The sequence below is a fragment of the Acinetobacter sp. A3 genome (assembly GCF_012371415.1).
Taxonomy (GTDB): Bacteria; Pseudomonadota; Gammaproteobacteria; order Pseudomonadales; family Moraxellaceae; genus Acinetobacter.
The window spans coordinates 1-16,289 of the sequence record NZ_JAAZQW010000001.1 but is presented as its reverse complement, the minus strand read 5'-3'; the positions used below and the strand labels follow the sequence as shown (position 1 = coordinate 16,289).

Genomic DNA, 16,289 nt, shown 5'->3' with positions numbered 1-16,289 from the left:
GCACAGTATACATTAATTCCGAGTTTAATCAACCAACCTGTTCAGGGCGGTCTTGGTGTACTGTGAGTGATGTGCAGAATTTTAAAGTGAAGAGGCTTATAATAGTGCCGTCTGAATCCGTACTTTCATGTCTAAAGCTTGTTGCAAAATATGCGCTTTCATCCAAGCCACTTGTTCGCCCATGGGGTTGATTTTCATGGCTGTGTTTAAAAAGTCGAGTTTCTGCTGCGTAAATAATTGCGTTTCAATGGCTTGGTATAGTTCTGCTGTGGTCGCATTTAAAGGCATTTCCACCAAATAAAACCCTTTAGGGTAATTATAAAAAGCATAGATCAGGTTAAAGGCTTTTTGGTCGGCCTTTAAATTACCTGCACCAATTTCATAACTGCGATCTTGGTTACTGTGCGTGATACCCAATAAAAAGGAAAGCTTATCTGCATGGCAGCGTAAACCAAATTGTAGGCCAATTTGATCTGCGCTGAGTTCGTGTTGCACAAACACGTTGAGCATGGAACCATCATCATTCAGTGGTTCCTGAAAAATCAAAAGCTCAGGGCTGTGCTGATAGAAAAAACCAGCCAATTTTGCCTGTTCAAGTTTGGATTTAATGGGTTCAATATGCGGCATGGGAGAATCTTAAAACTAAAAATATGGCTTTACTTTAAGCATTTTTTTAGCGGGGTAGAAGCGTTAGATTAGATGAATAATCTATTAACTTATTGGAAAAAGTGAGGCTAAAAAGTATAAAATTGACTGTGTTAATTTATTTCATTGGCATTAAAATTTGTGGCCATAAAAGAATAAATTACTGATTAAATAAAACTTATACTGCTTATTGGTTTTCTTTTATATGAGCTTTTTGCATATAAATATAATAAAACAAGCAATAGTTAGCATAACTAAATCACTATAATCAAGATCAAATTTTATCTGTGTTATTTGGACACAAGTTTAAGTATATCCGGTGTGATCAATGTCAATAAATCAGGAACGACTTACTCATCTTAAACAGCTTGAAGCTGAGAGTATTCATATTATCCGTGAGGTTGCAGCTGAATTTGAAAATCCAGTCATGCTGTATTCGATTGGTAAAGATTCTGCGGTAATGCTGCATTTGGCTTTAAAAGCATTCTACCCTGCAAAACTCCCATTTCCACTGTTGCATGTCGATACAGGCTGGAAATTCAAAGACATGATCACTTTCCGTGACAACATGGCAAAACAGCACGGTTTTGATTTAATTGTCCATCAAAACCAAGAAGGGGTAGATGCCAACATCAACCCATTCGATCATGGCAGTTCTAAATATACCGACATTATGAAAACCCAAGGCTTAAAACAGGCATTGGATAAATATGGTTTCGATGCCGCTTTTGGTGGTGCGCGTCGTGATGAAGAAAAATCACGTGCCAAAGAGCGTGTTTATTCATTCCGTGATGCCAAACACCGTTGGGACCCTAAAAACCAGCGTCCTGAGCTATGGAATTTGTATAACGGTAAAGTCAACAAAGGCGAGAGCATTCGTGTGTTCCCATTGTCTAACTGGACTGAATTAGACATCTGGCAATACATTTACCTAGAAAGCATTCCTTTAGTGCCATTGTACTTGGCTTCAGAACGCCCTGTGGTTGAGCGTAGTGGTACTTTAATTATGGTTGATGATGAACGTATGCCTTTACTCGAAGGCGAAGTTCCACAAATGAAATCGGTACGTTTCCGTACTCTGGGCTGTTATCCGCTTACGGGTGCAGTCGAATCAGCAGCAAATACCTTGCCTGAAATTATTCAGGAAATGCTATTGGCAACCAGTTCAGAACGTCAGGGTCGTATGATTGACCACGATGAAGCTGGCTCGATGGAAAAGAAAAAACAGGAAGGCTACTTCTAATTCATCTCTCTTCAAGAAATCCTCCTTTCATAGCAGGAGGATTGAGCGAGATGAAAAACTGGTTTCTAAAGAATATGTGGAGCTTTGAGCAATGTCTCATCAATCGAATTTAATTAGCCAAGACATTTTGGCGTACTTAAAACAACACGAAAACAAAGATCTACTGCGCTTTTTAACTTGCGGTAACGTAGATGATGGTAAATCGACCTTGATTGGTCGTTTGTTGTATGACTCGAAATTGATTTATGAAGATCAATTGCAAGCGGTAACCCGTGACTCGAAAAAAGTTGGTACTACGGGCGATGCTCCTGACTTGGCCTTACTGGTCGATGGCTTGCAAGCCGAGCGTGAGCAGGGCATTACCATTGATGTCGCTTACCGTTATTTCTCAACTGAAAAACGTAAGTTTATTATTGCCGATACTCCAGGGCATGAGCAGTACACTCGCAATATGGCGACAGGTGCATCGACCTGTGATTTGGCGATTATTCTGATTGATGCGCGTTATGGTGTGCAAACCCAAACCCGTCGTCATACCTATATTTCTAGTTTATTGGGTATTCACAACATTGTGGTTGCCATTAATAAAATGGATTTAGTGGATTACTCAGAAGCACGCTTTAATGAAATTCAGGCGGAATATGCCAATTTTGTGAATCAATTGGGTGACCGTAAACCATCGAATATTATCTTTACACCTATTTCTGCCTTAAATGGCGACAACGTGGTGAACAGATCGGAACATACGCCGTGGTATGCGGGCGACACCTTAATGGGTACCTTAGAGTCGGTAGAAATTAACCGTAACACGGCACACAACGATTTCCGTTTCCCGGTGCAATATGTGAACCGTCCAAACTTAGATTTCCGTGGATTCTGCGGTACGATTGCTTTGGGTGATATTCATGTTGGTGACCGCATTGTGGCTTTACCATCGGGCAAAAGCTCAACCGTGAAAGAGATTGTGACCTTTGATGGTAACCTAGAACATGCCATTGCAGGACAGGCTGTTACCCTGACCTTAAACGATGAAATTGATATTTCACGTGGTAATGTGTTGGTGCGTGAAGATCAGGCACGTCCTGAAATTTCACGTGCTGTAAATGCCACAGTGGTGTGGATGGCCGACCAGCCTTTATCTATTGGTAAGTTGTATAACTTAAAAGTGGGTACGCAAACTGTGCCTGCGAAAGTCACTGCAATTCATTACCGCACCAATGTGAATACTTTGGAACAGGTACAGGTTGAACAACTTGAACTGAATGCAATTGCTAATGTAACGATCGAATTTGATGCACCAGTCGTATTTGACCGTTATCAAGACAGCCGTTATACAGGTTCATTTATTTTCATTGACCGTCTTAATAACGTGACCATTGGTGCAGGTATGGTTGAAGCTTGTGTAGAATGGTCTGCACACAGCGCGCCAGTCACTGCAGAAGATCGTGCTGCACGTTTAGGTCAGAAGCCTGCTGCAGTCAGCGTTTCAAGTCAGATTTTAGCGCAGGCTCAGGCCATTGAAAGCTTGTTGATTCAGCAAGGTATTGTTGCAATTGCTAAAGCAAGCTTAGATGCTGCGCAAGTTGCGTTGCTGCGTGAAACAGGCATTGTGGTGATTAGTGATGTAGAAAGCGGTGCCGATGCGCAGTTAAGTGCAGACAGCATTGAAGAATTGGCAGAAAAAATTATTGCGCTAGTTCGTTTATAAAATCAGATTCATTTGTAAAACGTAGCTGCAATACAGATGAACCCGCTTTCAAATAAAAGCGGGTTTTTTTATGGGGTAAAAACGGTAAGATTGTTGTGCTCAAGATTGCTCTAATCGCTCTGTATTAAGATGTTTGAGCATGGGGGTGAAATGCCCATAATTAATTTTTTGTGGTTGAATTTCAAAATCGTATTTTTGATAAAACATCAGCGCAGTTTGTGTGCTAAACACACTGATTTGCGATACATTTTTAGACCGTAAATGAGCAATAGCTTCAAATAACAAGGCTTGACCAATACCACGCTGTTGCACTTCGGGTGCAATCGCATGTTGTAAAATTTGCCCGCGATCACTCATCATAATAAAGCCAACCACCACATGCTGTAGGACATAGACCCAACAATTGTTGTAGTGCAACAGCATTAAAATATTTTCATAGTTTTTCGTTTCAAGCCATGCCTGAATTTTGGCTTCATTACGTTGATGATCTTGAATACAAGACCGAATACTGGCGTGTAATACCGCAACCAAATCGGAGACATCTTGAATTTGTGCAGTTCTAATCATCTAAGCTTATAGTTATAGATAAAAACAAGGCTCTATTGGACGGGAAAACACCTGCAAGAAATAGCAGAAATTTGTTGTGTTTTGCTTCATTATGATGAAGCTCAAGTCATATTTTTGAGTAAAAGCGTAGTATTGTGTAATTCAAGCATGCCTAATTGAATTTAAGCATAAGACTCTTATTTGTGTATCTGTTGATGATCTTTAGCAGCATCGGTTTAGGTTTAATCCGTTGCTAAGGATGTGTTCGCACAGTACACAGAATAGACGCTAAGCGCTGAAATCGTTATACTTTATTCAAGCGCCTGAATAAGAGCGAAGACCAAGATGGCAAAACTATTGTTGTGGATTTTGTTCTTCATTGCAGTCTATGCAGTGTGGAAAGTCTGGTTCAAAATAAAAATTAATCGTAGCTTTCAGCAAAGCTGTCAAGATATGGCCAATATCGTACAAGACCCAATTACCCACAAAGCACCACGTGCTGTAGAAGAAGTGGTTGAAGAAGTCGCCGAATACGAACAGCAATTATTTGACGATGTCGCAGCGTTATTTTTAAGCCTAAAAGTTTCTACTTCCGACCCTGATGATGCCACAACCATACAGCAAGAATTACTCAATAAAATGCCTGCTAAAGCTCAAACGCAGATTCGTCAGTTAGATTTAGGTGAGTGGTCTATTTATTGGAGTTTTTATCAACAATCTTTGGAGTATTATGTGGGTAAATATGGTGTTTTTATTACCCATGTAGACCGTTTTGGACAAGAACATAAATATAATCATACAGATGTGTAAAGCCAATTTTATTGGGTGTTTATTTTTATTGTTTTGACTTAGTGCTTAAATCAGTCTGAGTTTGAGCAGTATTACAGAAACAAGGTATCATGCATTTTTCTTTTACATAGGCTGCATCAATGTCGGTTTTAGAAATAATTGCTGTATTGATCAGTGTCTTAGGCGTGACGTTAACCATCAAACGGCATATTGCTTGTTGGGTGGTAAATTTTATTGCCTGTTTGCTGTATGCCTATTTATTCTTTGAATATCAATTGTATGGCGAAACAGTATTGCAAACTCTATTTATGGGAATGGCAATTTACGGTTTTTACCAGTGGAAAACTGCACAGCAAGACACTCAAGCTATCGTGATTCAGACCTTATCACAAAATAAAATGCTGCAGCAGCTTGTACTTAGTATGGGTTTGGGGCTTATTTTTGGTCTAAGTTTAATGCAGTGGACGCAGGCATCTGTACCGTTATTAGATGCACAACTTGCAGCTTTGAGTCTGTTGGCAACCTATTGGACCAGTCGTAAATATTTGGCCACATGGCTGCTTTGGATTGTGGTCGATCTACTCTACGTAGGCATGTTTATTTATAAAGCTTTATTTTTAACCGCAGCACTTTATGTTGGATTTGTGGTATTGGCTTATTTAGGATGGCGTGAATGGAGCAAAATATGTCAGCAACAACATGTGCAAGCTTTGCCTTAAAGGATAAGCATGAGTAACCTGATCCATTTTAAACAGGCACAGCTTGCTCAGTTTGATCATCTTGCACAAAATATTCTGTCTAATCCTGAACGTTATTTACAGTTCGATTCAATTGCAGATTTTTATCAGGCCCAATGGTTGGATGATTTTCCCCAAGGCACCACTTGGTATGCCACAGGATTGGATGATGGGGCAGAGCATTTTTATGCCAAAATTGAATTTTGTGGGCATTATCTCACTCTGTATAGCCATGATATTTATGCAGCTGAATTTGGCATCCTACACACAGATTTGAACAATTAGAGTCAATGACAGCAGGTGGAAAAAATACTTTAATAGCCTGAAAATAAAGTTGTATTTAGGATATAAAACAACTTATACCCGTTGAGCATCAGCCAAATTATATTGCACGATGATGCTAGACCTACTCCATCAATAAACAAAATAAAAGGAACTCAAATGGCTCATCAATTTACTGTTAATGCCACCATTCATGGCGTTTCAATTGACGAATTTAAGCGTTTAGTGGCAGATATTGCGTTACATGAAGCGGTGTGTAAACGTATACCAGGTGAAAATTTAGAAATTTTAGAATCAAAAAAGAATGGTGATATTTACACCCTGCGTCGTGCTTATAACTTGGATGTGAATATTCCAGATATGGCAAAAAAACTATTAAAAGATGCATTTCGTTTAAAACGTAATGATGTGACCAACTTATCAGCACTTACTTCTACAGTTGAGTTGGGCGCTAACTTACCTTTGGAAGCCAAAGGCGAGCGTACCGTTACAGGTAATCAAGAAAAAATTGAAATTCAGTTGGACTGGACCATTAAAGTTAAAGTTCCATTGATTGGTGGTATGTTAGAAAAACATGCAGAAGGTGAAATCCGTCGTTTCAGTGAGCTAGAAATTAGCATTGTAGAAGATGAGCTTAAGAAAAATTTAGCCGCTTAAACTGTTTATTTAAAACACGAATGCTTAATTTGTATTTAGCGCTGCCTATTGGGTGGCGCTTTGTTTTTTTGTAGCTGGGATGGCTGCACTTGGTCATTTGCAGCACTGGTTTTTAAGTCAATTGTAGATGCGAAGCATAATATATTAATTATTTAAATATATTATATTTATTATGCTACTATTTTAATCACATCTAAATTGACTCTGAGATCAACCATGAAATTGATTAAGCTGTTGTGTCTGTCTTTATTCCTGAGCTTTGCAAGTCTATCGCCTGCTATGGCAGAGAATAACAAAGATCCGCTATTTGTATTGCTCACCAGTAATGATGCACACCGTACCAAAATGGCAATTGGCATGAGCAATAACCAGTTTGGCAAAGGTCATCCACTGACCATTTACTTGGTTGATCAGGGTGTGATGTTGGCATCTAACCGTTTTGAACATAAATATGCTGAGCATCAAAAAATGCTAAAAAGCATTATGGCCAAAGGTGGTGAGGTCTATATTTGCAAAATGTGTATGGATCAGTATGGTGTTGCCGAGGGTGATTTAATCAAAGGTTTAAAATATTCAAATCCAGATGTGATGGGTGAAGCGATTTTCCGCCCAGGCACACAGACCCTGAGTTGGTAATATTGCTGCTTTAAAGTGCAAAAGCCTTGTTGAAAAACAAGGCTTTTTTTATTGAAGGAAGTTTTAACGCATGGCGTATTTTTTTAAACGATAATCCAGTGCGGCACGTGAAATTCCCAATAAGCGGGCAGCTTCAGATACATTCTGTTTGGCTTTTTGCATGGCGGTCATAATCAATTGTTGCTCATGCTGTTCTAAGTCAAAACCTTCGGTGACCAATCTGTCTAAATCTGTGCTGTCTTGCACATCTTCAGCATCGTGTTCATGCTTTTGTGGGAATAACGCATTCAGTTTAATCATTTGTTGCGCTTCGGTGAGCAGTACTGCACGCTCCAACAAGTTTTCCAGTTCACGAATGTTGCCTGGCCAAGCATAACTTTGCATAAAGGCGGTGGCTTTTTCACTTACTCCCTGAATTTGTTTGTCGTACATTTTTTCAAAGCGTTTTAAAAAGTGCTCAACTAAAAGGGGGATATCTTCACGGCGTTCTCTGAGCGGTGGAATCTGCACGGGAAAAATATTCAGGCGATAATACAAATCGGCACGGAAACGTCCTGCTTTAACTGCCTGTTCTAAATCTTCATTAGTGGCGGTAATCACACGGACATCTAAATGCCGTGTTTGCGAATCACCGACACGTTCAAACTCACCTTCCTGCAAAATCCGCAGCAAAGCGGCTTGCGCACGTGGCGAAAGCTCAATCACTTCATCTAAAAAAATAGTGCCATTATGTGCGCGTTCAAACTTACCCAAACGTGATTGATGTGCACCTGTAAAGGCACCTTTTTCTACCCCAAACAGTTCAGATTCAATTAGTTCTGGTGGAATTGCAGCACAGTTCACCGCCACAAAAGCATATTCTTTACGTTGGCTTAATTCATGTACACCACGGGCAAAGGCTTCTTTACCTACACCAGTTTCACCTTGTAGTAAAATCGAAACTTTGGCACCAGCGGCTTTTTTCAGCAGGTCACAGACCCGTTGATAGGCAGCTGATTGCCCCACCGAGCTGAACATACTGTAGTCATTTTTACTGGTGCTATAAATGGATTTTTTGAGCTCAAATAATTCAGACTGTAAGGCAATCAGTTCTTTTTCAATTGGTTCAGGTGACATGAACTGGATCAGTTCATCGGCATTTTCCCATTCACTGAGTGGTTTACCAATAATGCGGCAGTTTGCATGTCCGCAGGTTTTACATTCCACTTCCTGATAAATAATGGTCATGCCTGTGGCAAAGCTACTATAACCGCAGGCATAGCCCAGCAGCATCCAGCAAGAGGGTTCGTGGCTTAGCCCAAACTGTTCAATATGTACATCTGCTTCAAAAGAGTTGTACCAGTTTAAATCGGCATAAAACAGTTTTTTTTGATGATTCAGAATGAGCTGATTGGCTTCGACCTTGACCATGCCCCGAATACCATGCATTTGTGGCCCAGCCATAAAGGCCTGTTCTTCATTTAGGCCAGGGCGCATTTTGGTGGTCACTTCGGCATCTTTCAGTCCTGCTTGATAGCCCAAACGAATGAAAAAGCGTTTGGTACGCTGCATGCCAATCATGTTGGCCAAGTCTTTACGCAAATAGCCCATGATGCTGGTATGCATCAGCAACATGCGATATTCATCAAACCAGAGTTGTCCACGCTCAGTGTCAAAATGCAGTTTTGAAAGCAAGTCGTGAATTTCTTGAGGATGACCTGCGTATTTGCCACTGCTGTCGTATTTTACTCGTACCATGCGCCGTGTTTAATCCATTAAATGCGATGCGTTTTAGCCATCTTATGCAAGTTTGTGTCAATTCAATAATACCTAAACAGCATTAAGCCAAACCTTAAAGGTATCATGTTGTATCTATCTGTTTTTATTATTTTTATTTAACTTTAATCATAAGCGAATTGAGTGAATTGCAAGGGTAACTTTTTGTATCTGATTTGGGGGAATTTCATCAAATCATGAAATCTTAAATTTTTAAAAAATCAAAATTCATCAAATCATGAAATTGAAATTCTTATAAAAATACTCTGATTTTTTAAGTTGTTGTTTTTCATTGTTTTTATAAGGTTGGCACGCTTGTTGTAATAGTAAGAGCAAGAAACAGATGCATGAAGCAACTGAAACAAGCACTGAATGATTCAGGTCTTGTAGGAGAACACCATGAAGGATGCAACAGGCACATTGCCTCTAATCAAATACATTCGGGTAACGGGCGATATTGATGCCGCATTTGTCGAGTTCGACTTTGCCATTCACGATCCAACTTTATATGTGGAGTTGGTCTTGCCCCAGCAAGCATTCCGTGAGTTTTGTGCCACCAATCAGGTGGTGGAAATGAGCGAGCAGCAACAGGCTGTGAATGATGCAGAAGAAGATAAATGGCGTTATGGCGTCGAACACGACACTTTGGTCGGTGCACAGCGATACAACATTGATCATGAAGATCAACACTGAATGCTTAAGGAGATAAGCGATGACTTTAGAAATCAAAACAGCGGGTATTGAGCCAATTCGTCAAAACTATGCCTATATTGAGCGCCGTTTTGGCAACAAGCCTGCAACCCGTTATCAGGAAGTAAGTTTTGATATTCAGGCGGAAACCAACTTTCACTATCGTCCGCTGTGGAAACCTGAAAAAACCTTAAATGACAAAACCCACACTGCTATTGAAATGCAGGACTGGTATGCATTTAAAGACCCACGTCAGTTTTATTATGGGACGTATGTGCAGCATCGTGCACGTTTGCAAGATATTGCTGAAAGTAACTTTAGCTTTTTTGAAAAGCGTCAGTTGGCAGAACATATTTCTGAAGAAGTGAAAGCCAAAGTCATTGCCTTGTTTTTACCGTTGCGTCATATCGAACAAACAGCAAACCTACACATGATGTCGGGCAGTGCTTATGGTTACGGTACGGTACTGACCCAAGCCTGTATTTATGCCGCGATGGATCGTTTAGGCATGGCGCAGTACATCTCACGTGTCGGTTTGGCGCTGGATGGCAATACTGGTGAATCTTTAATTCCAGCCAAACAAGCGTGGATGCAGGATGAAGCTTGGCAAGGACTGCGCAAACTGTGTGAAACAAGCTTGACTGAACAAGACTATTTCAAACTGTTTTTATTACAAAACTTGGTGATTGACAGCTTTATGAGTGAATTGGTCTACACCCAGTTTGATCAGTGGTTGGCACAGCATCAGGCGCGTGATTTGGCCATGCTGATGGAATTCATGCAGGAAGCGTTGTCTGATTTACGCAAATGGTCTGACAGCGTATTTAAAACTGCTGCTGCAGAATCTGAGCACAACAAACAATTGCTGAGCCAATGGTTGGCAGAATATTTACCTGAAGTTAAAGCGGCATTTGCACCATGGACTGCGCAGGCATTGTCTGCAGAGGCTGTAGATGTGGCTGAGCAAAAACTGCTGGAGCGCAGTAAAAAACTGGGTATTCAACTTGAACAAGTGACACAGGCTTAAGGAGAAGCAGCATGTCTAAGGTTTATCTCGCACTACAAGACAACGACACTTCACGCTACATCATTGAAGCGATTGAAGAAGACAATCCAGAAGCCACCATTCAATACCTACCCGCCATGATTCGGGTAGAAAGTGAAACAGACTTGATTGTCAAAGCAGAAACGGTCTCTGAAAAGCTGGGACAAGATTGGGATATTCAGTCTTTACAACTCAACATGATTACCTTGGGCGGCAATGTCGAAGAAGATGACGACAGCTTCCGCTTGCACTGGAACTAGAAATGAAGATGTGCACTGAGTGAAGTTACAGCACAGTGCCACCAGAACATATTGCTGCATAGATTGCTGCTAAAAAATTTAAGGATGATGAGCATGAATTCACAAGTTAAAACTCCAGCAAAAAAACTGAATGCCAAAGATCGCTATCGCGCACTCACTCGTGATCTGGATTGGGACTTTTCTTATGCCGACCGCAAAGAAGCCTTTCCATACGAAGAATTTGAAGGCATTAAAATTACAGACTGGTCTAAATGGGAAGACCCATTCCGTTTAACTATGGATGCCTACTGGAAATATCAGGCCGAAAAAGAGAAAAAACTTTACGCGATTTTTGATGCTTTTGCACAAAACAACGGTCAAATGAATGTAACCAATGAGCGTTATTTAAATGCCATCAAACTGTTTTTGACTGCGGTGACTCCGCTTGAATATCAGGCGTTCCAAGGCTATGCGCATGTTGGTCGTCAGTTTAGTGGTGTGGGCGCACGCATTGCATCGCAAATGCAGTCGATTGATGAGTTGCGTCACGTACAGACGCAAATTCATGCCATGAGCCATTACAACAAATTCTTTGATGGTTTTCAGGACTGGTCACACATGCATGACCGTGTTTGGTACTTGTCTGTACCAAAATCTTTCTTTGAAGATGCACGCTCTGCAGGGCCGTTTGAGTTTTTGTTGGCCATCAGTTTTGCCTTTGAATATGTGTTGACCAACTTGTTGTTCGTACCGTTCATGTCGGGTGCGGCACACAATGGTGATATGGCAACCGTAACCTTTGGTTTTAGTGCGCAGTCCGATGAAGCACGTCACATGACTTTAGGTCTGGAAATCGTGAAGTTCTTGCTTGAACAACATGAAGACAACGTGCCAATCGTACAGGAATGGATTGATAAGTGGTTCTGGCGTGGGACGCGTTTGTTATCCATTGTGGGCATGATGATGGACTACATGCTGCCAAACAAAGTCATGTCTTGGAAAGAAGCATGGGAAACTTACTTTGAAGAAGCAGGCGGTGCGTTATTTAAAGACCTGAGCCGTTACGGTATCCGTATGCCGAAATATTCAGAAGTGATTACCAAAGAAAAAGAACACGTGTCGCATCAGGCATGGTGGATTTTCTATAACTTTGGTCATGCTGCAGGTTTCCACACATGGATTCCAACCGATCAGGAAATGGATTGGTTATCTGAAAAATACCCAGACACTTTTGACAAATACTACCGTCCACGTTGGGAGCTGGCACGCAAGATGGAAGCAGAAGGCAAGCGTTTCTACAGCGCAGGCTTGCCACAATTGTGTCAGATTTGCCAAGTACCAATGACCTTTACCGACATGGAAAATGATCCAACCATGTTCACCTATCGTGAGTCGATTTATAAAGGCGAGCGTTACCACACTTGTTCAGATGGCTGTCACGATATTTTTGAACGTGAACCTGAAAAATATGTGCAGGCTTGGTTGCCAGTCAACCAAATTCTACAAGGGAATTGTGGTGGCTTAGACCTAGAAAATATGTTGCGTGAATATTACCGCTTCAATGTTGGTGCAGATAACTTGGATATTGAAGGTTCACCAGATCAGCAACGCTGGAAAAAATGGAAAGGTGAAAAAGGTGATGCCGCTTAAAGCGCATAGCCTATCTAAAAATTAGTTATATCAAGATTTAAATTTAAAAGGATTTTGGTTTGAGCCATTTGCGCTCAAACCACCCCAATACGGAGAATGACCATGTCAGTACGCGCTATTCGCCCAGATTATGACTTTGAACCACGCGACCTACAAAAACACTATGGCGACAACATTTTGATTTATGTGGGTTGGGATCACCACACTCTATATTGTGCTGCACATGCCATGTTGGTTTCGCCGCAGCAAACTTTTCAGGAATTTTTAGATCAGCAAATGCAGGCAGGTTTTCATCAACATCCTGACTTTGAAAGAATTAACTGGGAAGAGGTGCAATTTACCCTGAACAAACAAGCTATTCAGCCACGCGCTGAACAGACTTTGGCAGAACTTGGTTTTGATCAGAAATCACTGCTTCGCTTTGTGACTCCAGGATTGAAGGGTTACCAAGGCGCACACGTTTAAAACATCAAAACAAGACAGTAAAAAGACAGCAAAGCACAGACAGCAAAAGTAAGACAGGAGGTCGCAGATGAGCTATCAAGTCACAATTGAACCCATTGGCACAACCATTGAAGTTGAAGAAGATCAAACCATTTTAGATGCCGCGTTACGTCAGGGCGTGTGGTTGCCATTTGCGTGTGGGCATGGCACCTGCGGCACATGCAAAGTCCAAGTCACCGATGGTTATTATGATGTCGGTGAAGCATCGCCATTTGCGTTGATGGATTTAGAGCGTGAAGAACATAAAGTCTTGGCGTGTTGCTGTAAGCCTGAATCGGACATGACCATTGAAGCTGATGTTGATGAAGACCCTGATTTTTTAGGCTATCTGGTACAGGATTATCAGGCCAAAGTTATTGAAGTACGTGATTTATCTCCAACCATTAAAGGCGTACGTTTGCAGTTAGACCGTGCAATGGATTTTCAGGCAGGGCAGTATATTAACGTGCAATTCCCGAGCATTGAAGGCACACGTGCGTTCTCAATTGCCAATGCACCAAGTGAGCTTGGCATTATTGAATTACATATTCGTCATGTGGTGGGCGGCAGCGCAACGACTTATGTGCATGAGCAGCTAGCAGCAGGCGATGAACTAGAAATTTCAGGGCCATACGGACAATTCTTTGTGCGTAAATCGGATGAACAGGATGCGATCTTTATTGCAGGTGGTTCAGGTTTGTCTAGCCCGCAATCTATGATTTTAGACCTGCTTGAATCGGGCGATACCCGCACCATCTACCTGTTCCAAGGGGCACGTGATGTTGCAGAATTATATAACCGAGAACTGTTTGAGCAGTTAGTTAAAGACTATCCGAACTTCCGCTACATTCCTGCCTTAAATGCGCCTAAAGCAGAAGATCACTGGACAGGTTTTACAGGCTATGTGCATGAAGCGGTTGCTGACTATTTTGAGCAGCGCTGCGGTGGGCATAAAGCCTATTTATGTGGCCCACCCTTGATGATTGATGCAGCAATTTCAACCCTGATGCAAAGCCGTTTATTTGAACGTGACATTCATACCGAGCGCTTCTTAAGTGCTGCCGATGGGGCAAGCGGTCAGTCACGTTCAGCATTGTTTAAACATATTTAAAAACAGATTAGAAAAACCTTAAGGACATCGTTCAGTGCTGAAGCAAACCGCTTTGGCACTGACTTAAACCAACACTGGAAGGCAGTGTCAAAAGCCAAAAATAGCACTGTTCAATTCTACAGTGCCAAAATAGCCAAGGAGCATTACATGGACCGTCAACAAATTGATACTTTAGTGAAAGAAATGAACGTCGACACCGCGACAGGCCCTGTCGATCAGCGTGTGCAGCAAATTGTAGTACGTTTGGTGGCAGACTTATTTCAAGCCATTGAAGATTTAGACATCCAGCCTTCTGAAGTTTGGAAAGGTCTGGAATACATTACCGATGCAGGCAAAGTCAATGAGCTCGGTTTACTTGCAGCAGGTTTAGGTCTTGAACATTATCTAGATTTACGTGCCGATGAAGCCGATGCCAAAGCAGGCGTAACAGGTGGTACACCACGTACCATTGAAGGGCCACTGTATGTTGCAGGTGCACCTGAATCAGTCGGTTTTGCGCGTATGGATGACGGTTCAGAATCAGACCATTTAGATACCTTAATTATTGAAGGTACGGTCACTGACACACAAGGCAACATTATTGAAAATGCTAAAGTCGAAGTTTGGCATGCAAATGGTTTGGGCAATTATTCATTCTTTGACAAAACCCAGTCTGACTTTAACTTACGCCGTACCATTTTCAGTGATGCTGCAGGTAAATATGTAGCGCAAACCACCATGCCTGTTGGTTATGGCTGCCCACCAGACGGCACGACTCAAGCTTTATTAAACAAACTGGGTCGTCATGGTAACCGCCCATCTCACGTACATTACTTTATTTCTGCACCAGGTTTCCGTAAATTGACCACTCAATTTAACATCGAAGGCGACCAATATCTTTGGGATGACTTCGCCTTTGCTACCCGTGAAGGTCTTGTTGCCACAGCAGTAGATGTGACTGATCCTGCAGAAATCCAGCGCCGTGGTTTAGATAAGCCATTTAAACACATCACCTTTAACTTTGAATTGGTCAAAGACGCAAACAACGCACCATCAACCGAGGTGGAACGTCGCCGCGCAAGCGCATAAATTTCCTTCCCTAACGCTGACTTTCCAAACTTTCCACAGCGTATTCCAGCATCATCAAGCCATTTGGTGATGCTGCTCTCTTCAGTTTCAAGCCAAGGTATGAATGATTCAACATGGCCAGCAAACTTCATCAAAACTTGCATTGAATAGGATGTTCTATGAAAAACAAAATTTGGGCATTCATGTTATTGAGTGGCATGGCAACGCACGTCTGTGCAACTGAAAACGGTTTAGACTCGTTTGCACTGGGTGCAGAAGGCATTGCAGCAGGTGCTTTGCCACCACCTGGGGTGTATTTGCTGAACTACTACCAAAATTACCATGCCAGTGAGTTTAAAGATGGCCCCGACAATTTCCATGTCGATGTGAATGCTTTTATTCCACGTCTGGTATGGATGACCCCTCAACAAATTGCAGGCGGGCAATTAGGGGTATATGCAGCACAGCCTTTGGTCAATTTACGTTTAAATGTGATGGGTGCTTCAGATTCTAACAGTGGTCTGGGCGATTTAATGATAGGTGCTATGCTCGGTTGGCATAAAGGTAACCATCACAGTATTGCAGCTCTGGAAGGTGTTTTGGCTACTGGTGATTATGATAATGCCAATCCACAACGTCCTGTAATTGCGAATTTAGGCAAGAATTATCACACCATTCGACCAATTTTGGCTTACTCGTATTTGCAGCCACAAGGTTGGGAGTTTTCGACCAAACTGTCTTATAGCTTCAATACTGAAAATGACGATACTAACTATCAATCGGGTGATTATTTTGCTGGGGATTATGCAATCGGTTATCAATTGAATGATCAACTCAAACTTGCGCTAGAAGGCTATGTGTTTAAACAAACCACAGATGATGAAGTGAACGGTGCCAGTATTGGCAATAAAGGACAGGCGTTGGCATTTGGCCCTGCAATTCAATATAATAGGACTTACGCACTATTATTTATAGATTCTCTGTGGTAGCAGATGATTTTTATCGAGAATAAAGTCATCAATGAAG

At 41.6% G+C, this 16,289-nt stretch carries 18 protein-coding genes; 15 read left to right on the top strand and 3 right to left on the bottom strand.

The genetic code is table 11. The features are described 5' to 3' along the window. Positions 1–96: 96 nt before the first annotated feature. Entirely contained in the window at positions 97–627 is a 531-nt protein-coding gene (locus HHA42_RS00090; RefSeq protein WP_168524987.1) for a hypothetical protein, read from the bottom strand. Positions 628–979: 352 nt separating this feature from the next. On the opposite strand from HHA42_RS00090, the gene cysD reads away from it, so the two are divergent. Together cysD and cysN are read left to right on the top strand one after the other, a co-directional pair. Next, positions 980–1,888, top strand: coding sequence for a sulfate adenylyltransferase subunit CysD (gene cysD / locus HHA42_RS00085; protein WP_171525553.1), 909 nt, complete (start codon positions 980–982; stop codon positions 1,886–1,888). Positions 1,889–1,979: 91 nt separating this feature from the next. Next, entirely contained in the window at positions 1,980–3,596 is a 1,617-nt protein-coding gene (gene cysN / locus HHA42_RS00080) for a sulfate adenylyltransferase subunit CysN (RefSeq protein ID WP_168524985.1), read from the top strand. Between the two features lie 99 nt (positions 3,597–3,695). On the opposite strand, the gene HHA42_RS00075 is transcribed toward cysN, so the two are convergent. After that, entirely contained in the window at positions 3,696–4,163 is a 468-nt protein-coding gene (locus tag HHA42_RS00075; RefSeq protein WP_168524984.1) for a GNAT family N-acetyltransferase, read from the bottom strand. 324 nt (positions 4,164–4,487) lie between these two features. On the opposite strand from HHA42_RS00075, the gene HHA42_RS00070 reads away from it, so the two are divergent. The 5 genes from HHA42_RS00070 to HHA42_RS00050 all read left to right on the top strand — a co-directional run bounded on the left by HHA42_RS00070 (position 4,488) and on the right by HHA42_RS00050 (position 7,243). Further along, positions 4,488–4,952 (top strand): hypothetical protein, encoded by a 465-nt coding sequence (locus HHA42_RS00070; protein ID WP_168524982.1) that lies wholly within the window; start codon positions 4,488–4,490, stop codon positions 4,950–4,952. Between the two features lie 119 nt (positions 4,953–5,071). Then, a complete protein-coding gene (gene pnuC / locus HHA42_RS00065; RefSeq protein ID WP_168524980.1) occupies positions 5,072–5,650 on the top strand; it encodes a nicotinamide riboside transporter PnuC in 579 nt (192 codons plus the stop codon). A 9-nt stretch (positions 5,651–5,659) separates the two neighbouring features. Continuing rightward, positions 5,660–5,953: a hypothetical protein gene (locus tag HHA42_RS00060; protein WP_104488712.1), complete on the top strand. Its 294-nt coding sequence runs from the start codon at positions 5,660–5,662 to the stop codon at positions 5,951–5,953. A gap of 156 nt (positions 5,954–6,109) precedes the next feature. Beyond that, complete coding sequence (locus HHA42_RS00055) at positions 6,110–6,607, top strand: DUF2505 domain-containing protein (RefSeq protein WP_104488713.1); 498 nt, start codon at positions 6,110–6,112, stop codon at positions 6,605–6,607. Positions 6,608–6,823: 216 nt separating this feature from the next. Then, positions 6,824–7,243, top strand: a complete 420-nt coding sequence (locus tag HHA42_RS00050) for a DsrE family protein (RefSeq protein WP_104505546.1) — start codon at positions 6,824–6,826, stop codon at positions 7,241–7,243. Positions 7,244–7,306: 63 nt separating this feature from the next. Here HHA42_RS00050 and mobR read toward each other — a convergent pair whose 3' ends face one another. Next, complete coding sequence (gene mobR / locus HHA42_RS00045; RefSeq protein WP_168524979.1) at positions 7,307–8,980, bottom strand: phenol degradation transcriptional regulator MobR; 1,674 nt, start codon at positions 8,978–8,980, stop codon at positions 7,307–7,309. Positions 8,981–9,397: 417 nt separating this feature from the next. Here mobR and HHA42_RS00040 point away from each other — a divergent pair, with 417 nt between their 5' ends. From HHA42_RS00040 to HHA42_RS00005, 8 genes are all read left to right on the top strand, one after another. Beyond that, positions 9,398–9,691, top strand: coding sequence for a phenol hydroxylase subunit (locus tag HHA42_RS00040; RefSeq protein ID WP_104222200.1), 294 nt, complete (start codon positions 9,398–9,400; stop codon positions 9,689–9,691). A gap of 19 nt (positions 9,692–9,710) precedes the next feature. Continuing rightward, positions 9,711–10,715, top strand: coding sequence for an aromatic/alkene monooxygenase hydroxylase subunit beta (locus HHA42_RS00035; protein ID WP_168524978.1), 1,005 nt, complete (start codon positions 9,711–9,713; stop codon positions 10,713–10,715). Positions 10,716–10,726: 11 nt separating this feature from the next. After that, the gene (locus tag HHA42_RS00030; protein ID WP_168524977.1) at positions 10,727–10,993 is read left to right on the top strand and encodes an MmoB/DmpM family protein; all 267 of its coding nucleotides are present in this window, start codon (positions 10,727–10,729) and stop codon (positions 10,991–10,993) included. Between the two features lie 93 nt (positions 10,994–11,086). Beyond that, positions 11,087–12,622 carry an aromatic/alkene/methane monooxygenase hydroxylase/oxygenase subunit alpha gene (locus HHA42_RS00025; protein WP_119879445.1) on the top strand — a complete coding sequence of 512 codons (1,536 nt, stop codon included), beginning with the start codon at positions 11,087–11,089 and terminating at the stop codon, positions 12,620–12,622. 102 nt (positions 12,623–12,724) lie between these two features. Then, complete coding sequence (locus HHA42_RS00020) at positions 12,725–13,087, top strand: phenol hydroxylase subunit P4 (RefSeq protein WP_168524976.1); 363 nt, start codon at positions 12,725–12,727, stop codon at positions 13,085–13,087. A 67-nt stretch (positions 13,088–13,154) separates the two neighbouring features. After that, a complete protein-coding gene (locus HHA42_RS00015; RefSeq protein WP_168524975.1) occupies positions 13,155–14,216 on the top strand; it encodes a phenol 2-monooxygenase domain-containing protein in 1,062 nt (353 codons plus the stop codon). A gap of 147 nt (positions 14,217–14,363) precedes the next feature. Beyond that, positions 14,364–15,284 (top strand): catechol 1,2-dioxygenase, encoded by a 921-nt coding sequence (catA, locus tag HHA42_RS00010; protein WP_168524974.1) that lies wholly within the window; start codon positions 14,364–14,366, stop codon positions 15,282–15,284. A gap of 158 nt (positions 15,285–15,442) precedes the next feature. Beyond that, positions 15,443–16,252, top strand: a complete 810-nt coding sequence (locus HHA42_RS00005; RefSeq protein WP_252726284.1) for a transporter — start codon at positions 15,443–15,445, stop codon at positions 16,250–16,252. Positions 16,253–16,289: the final 37 nt, after the last annotated feature.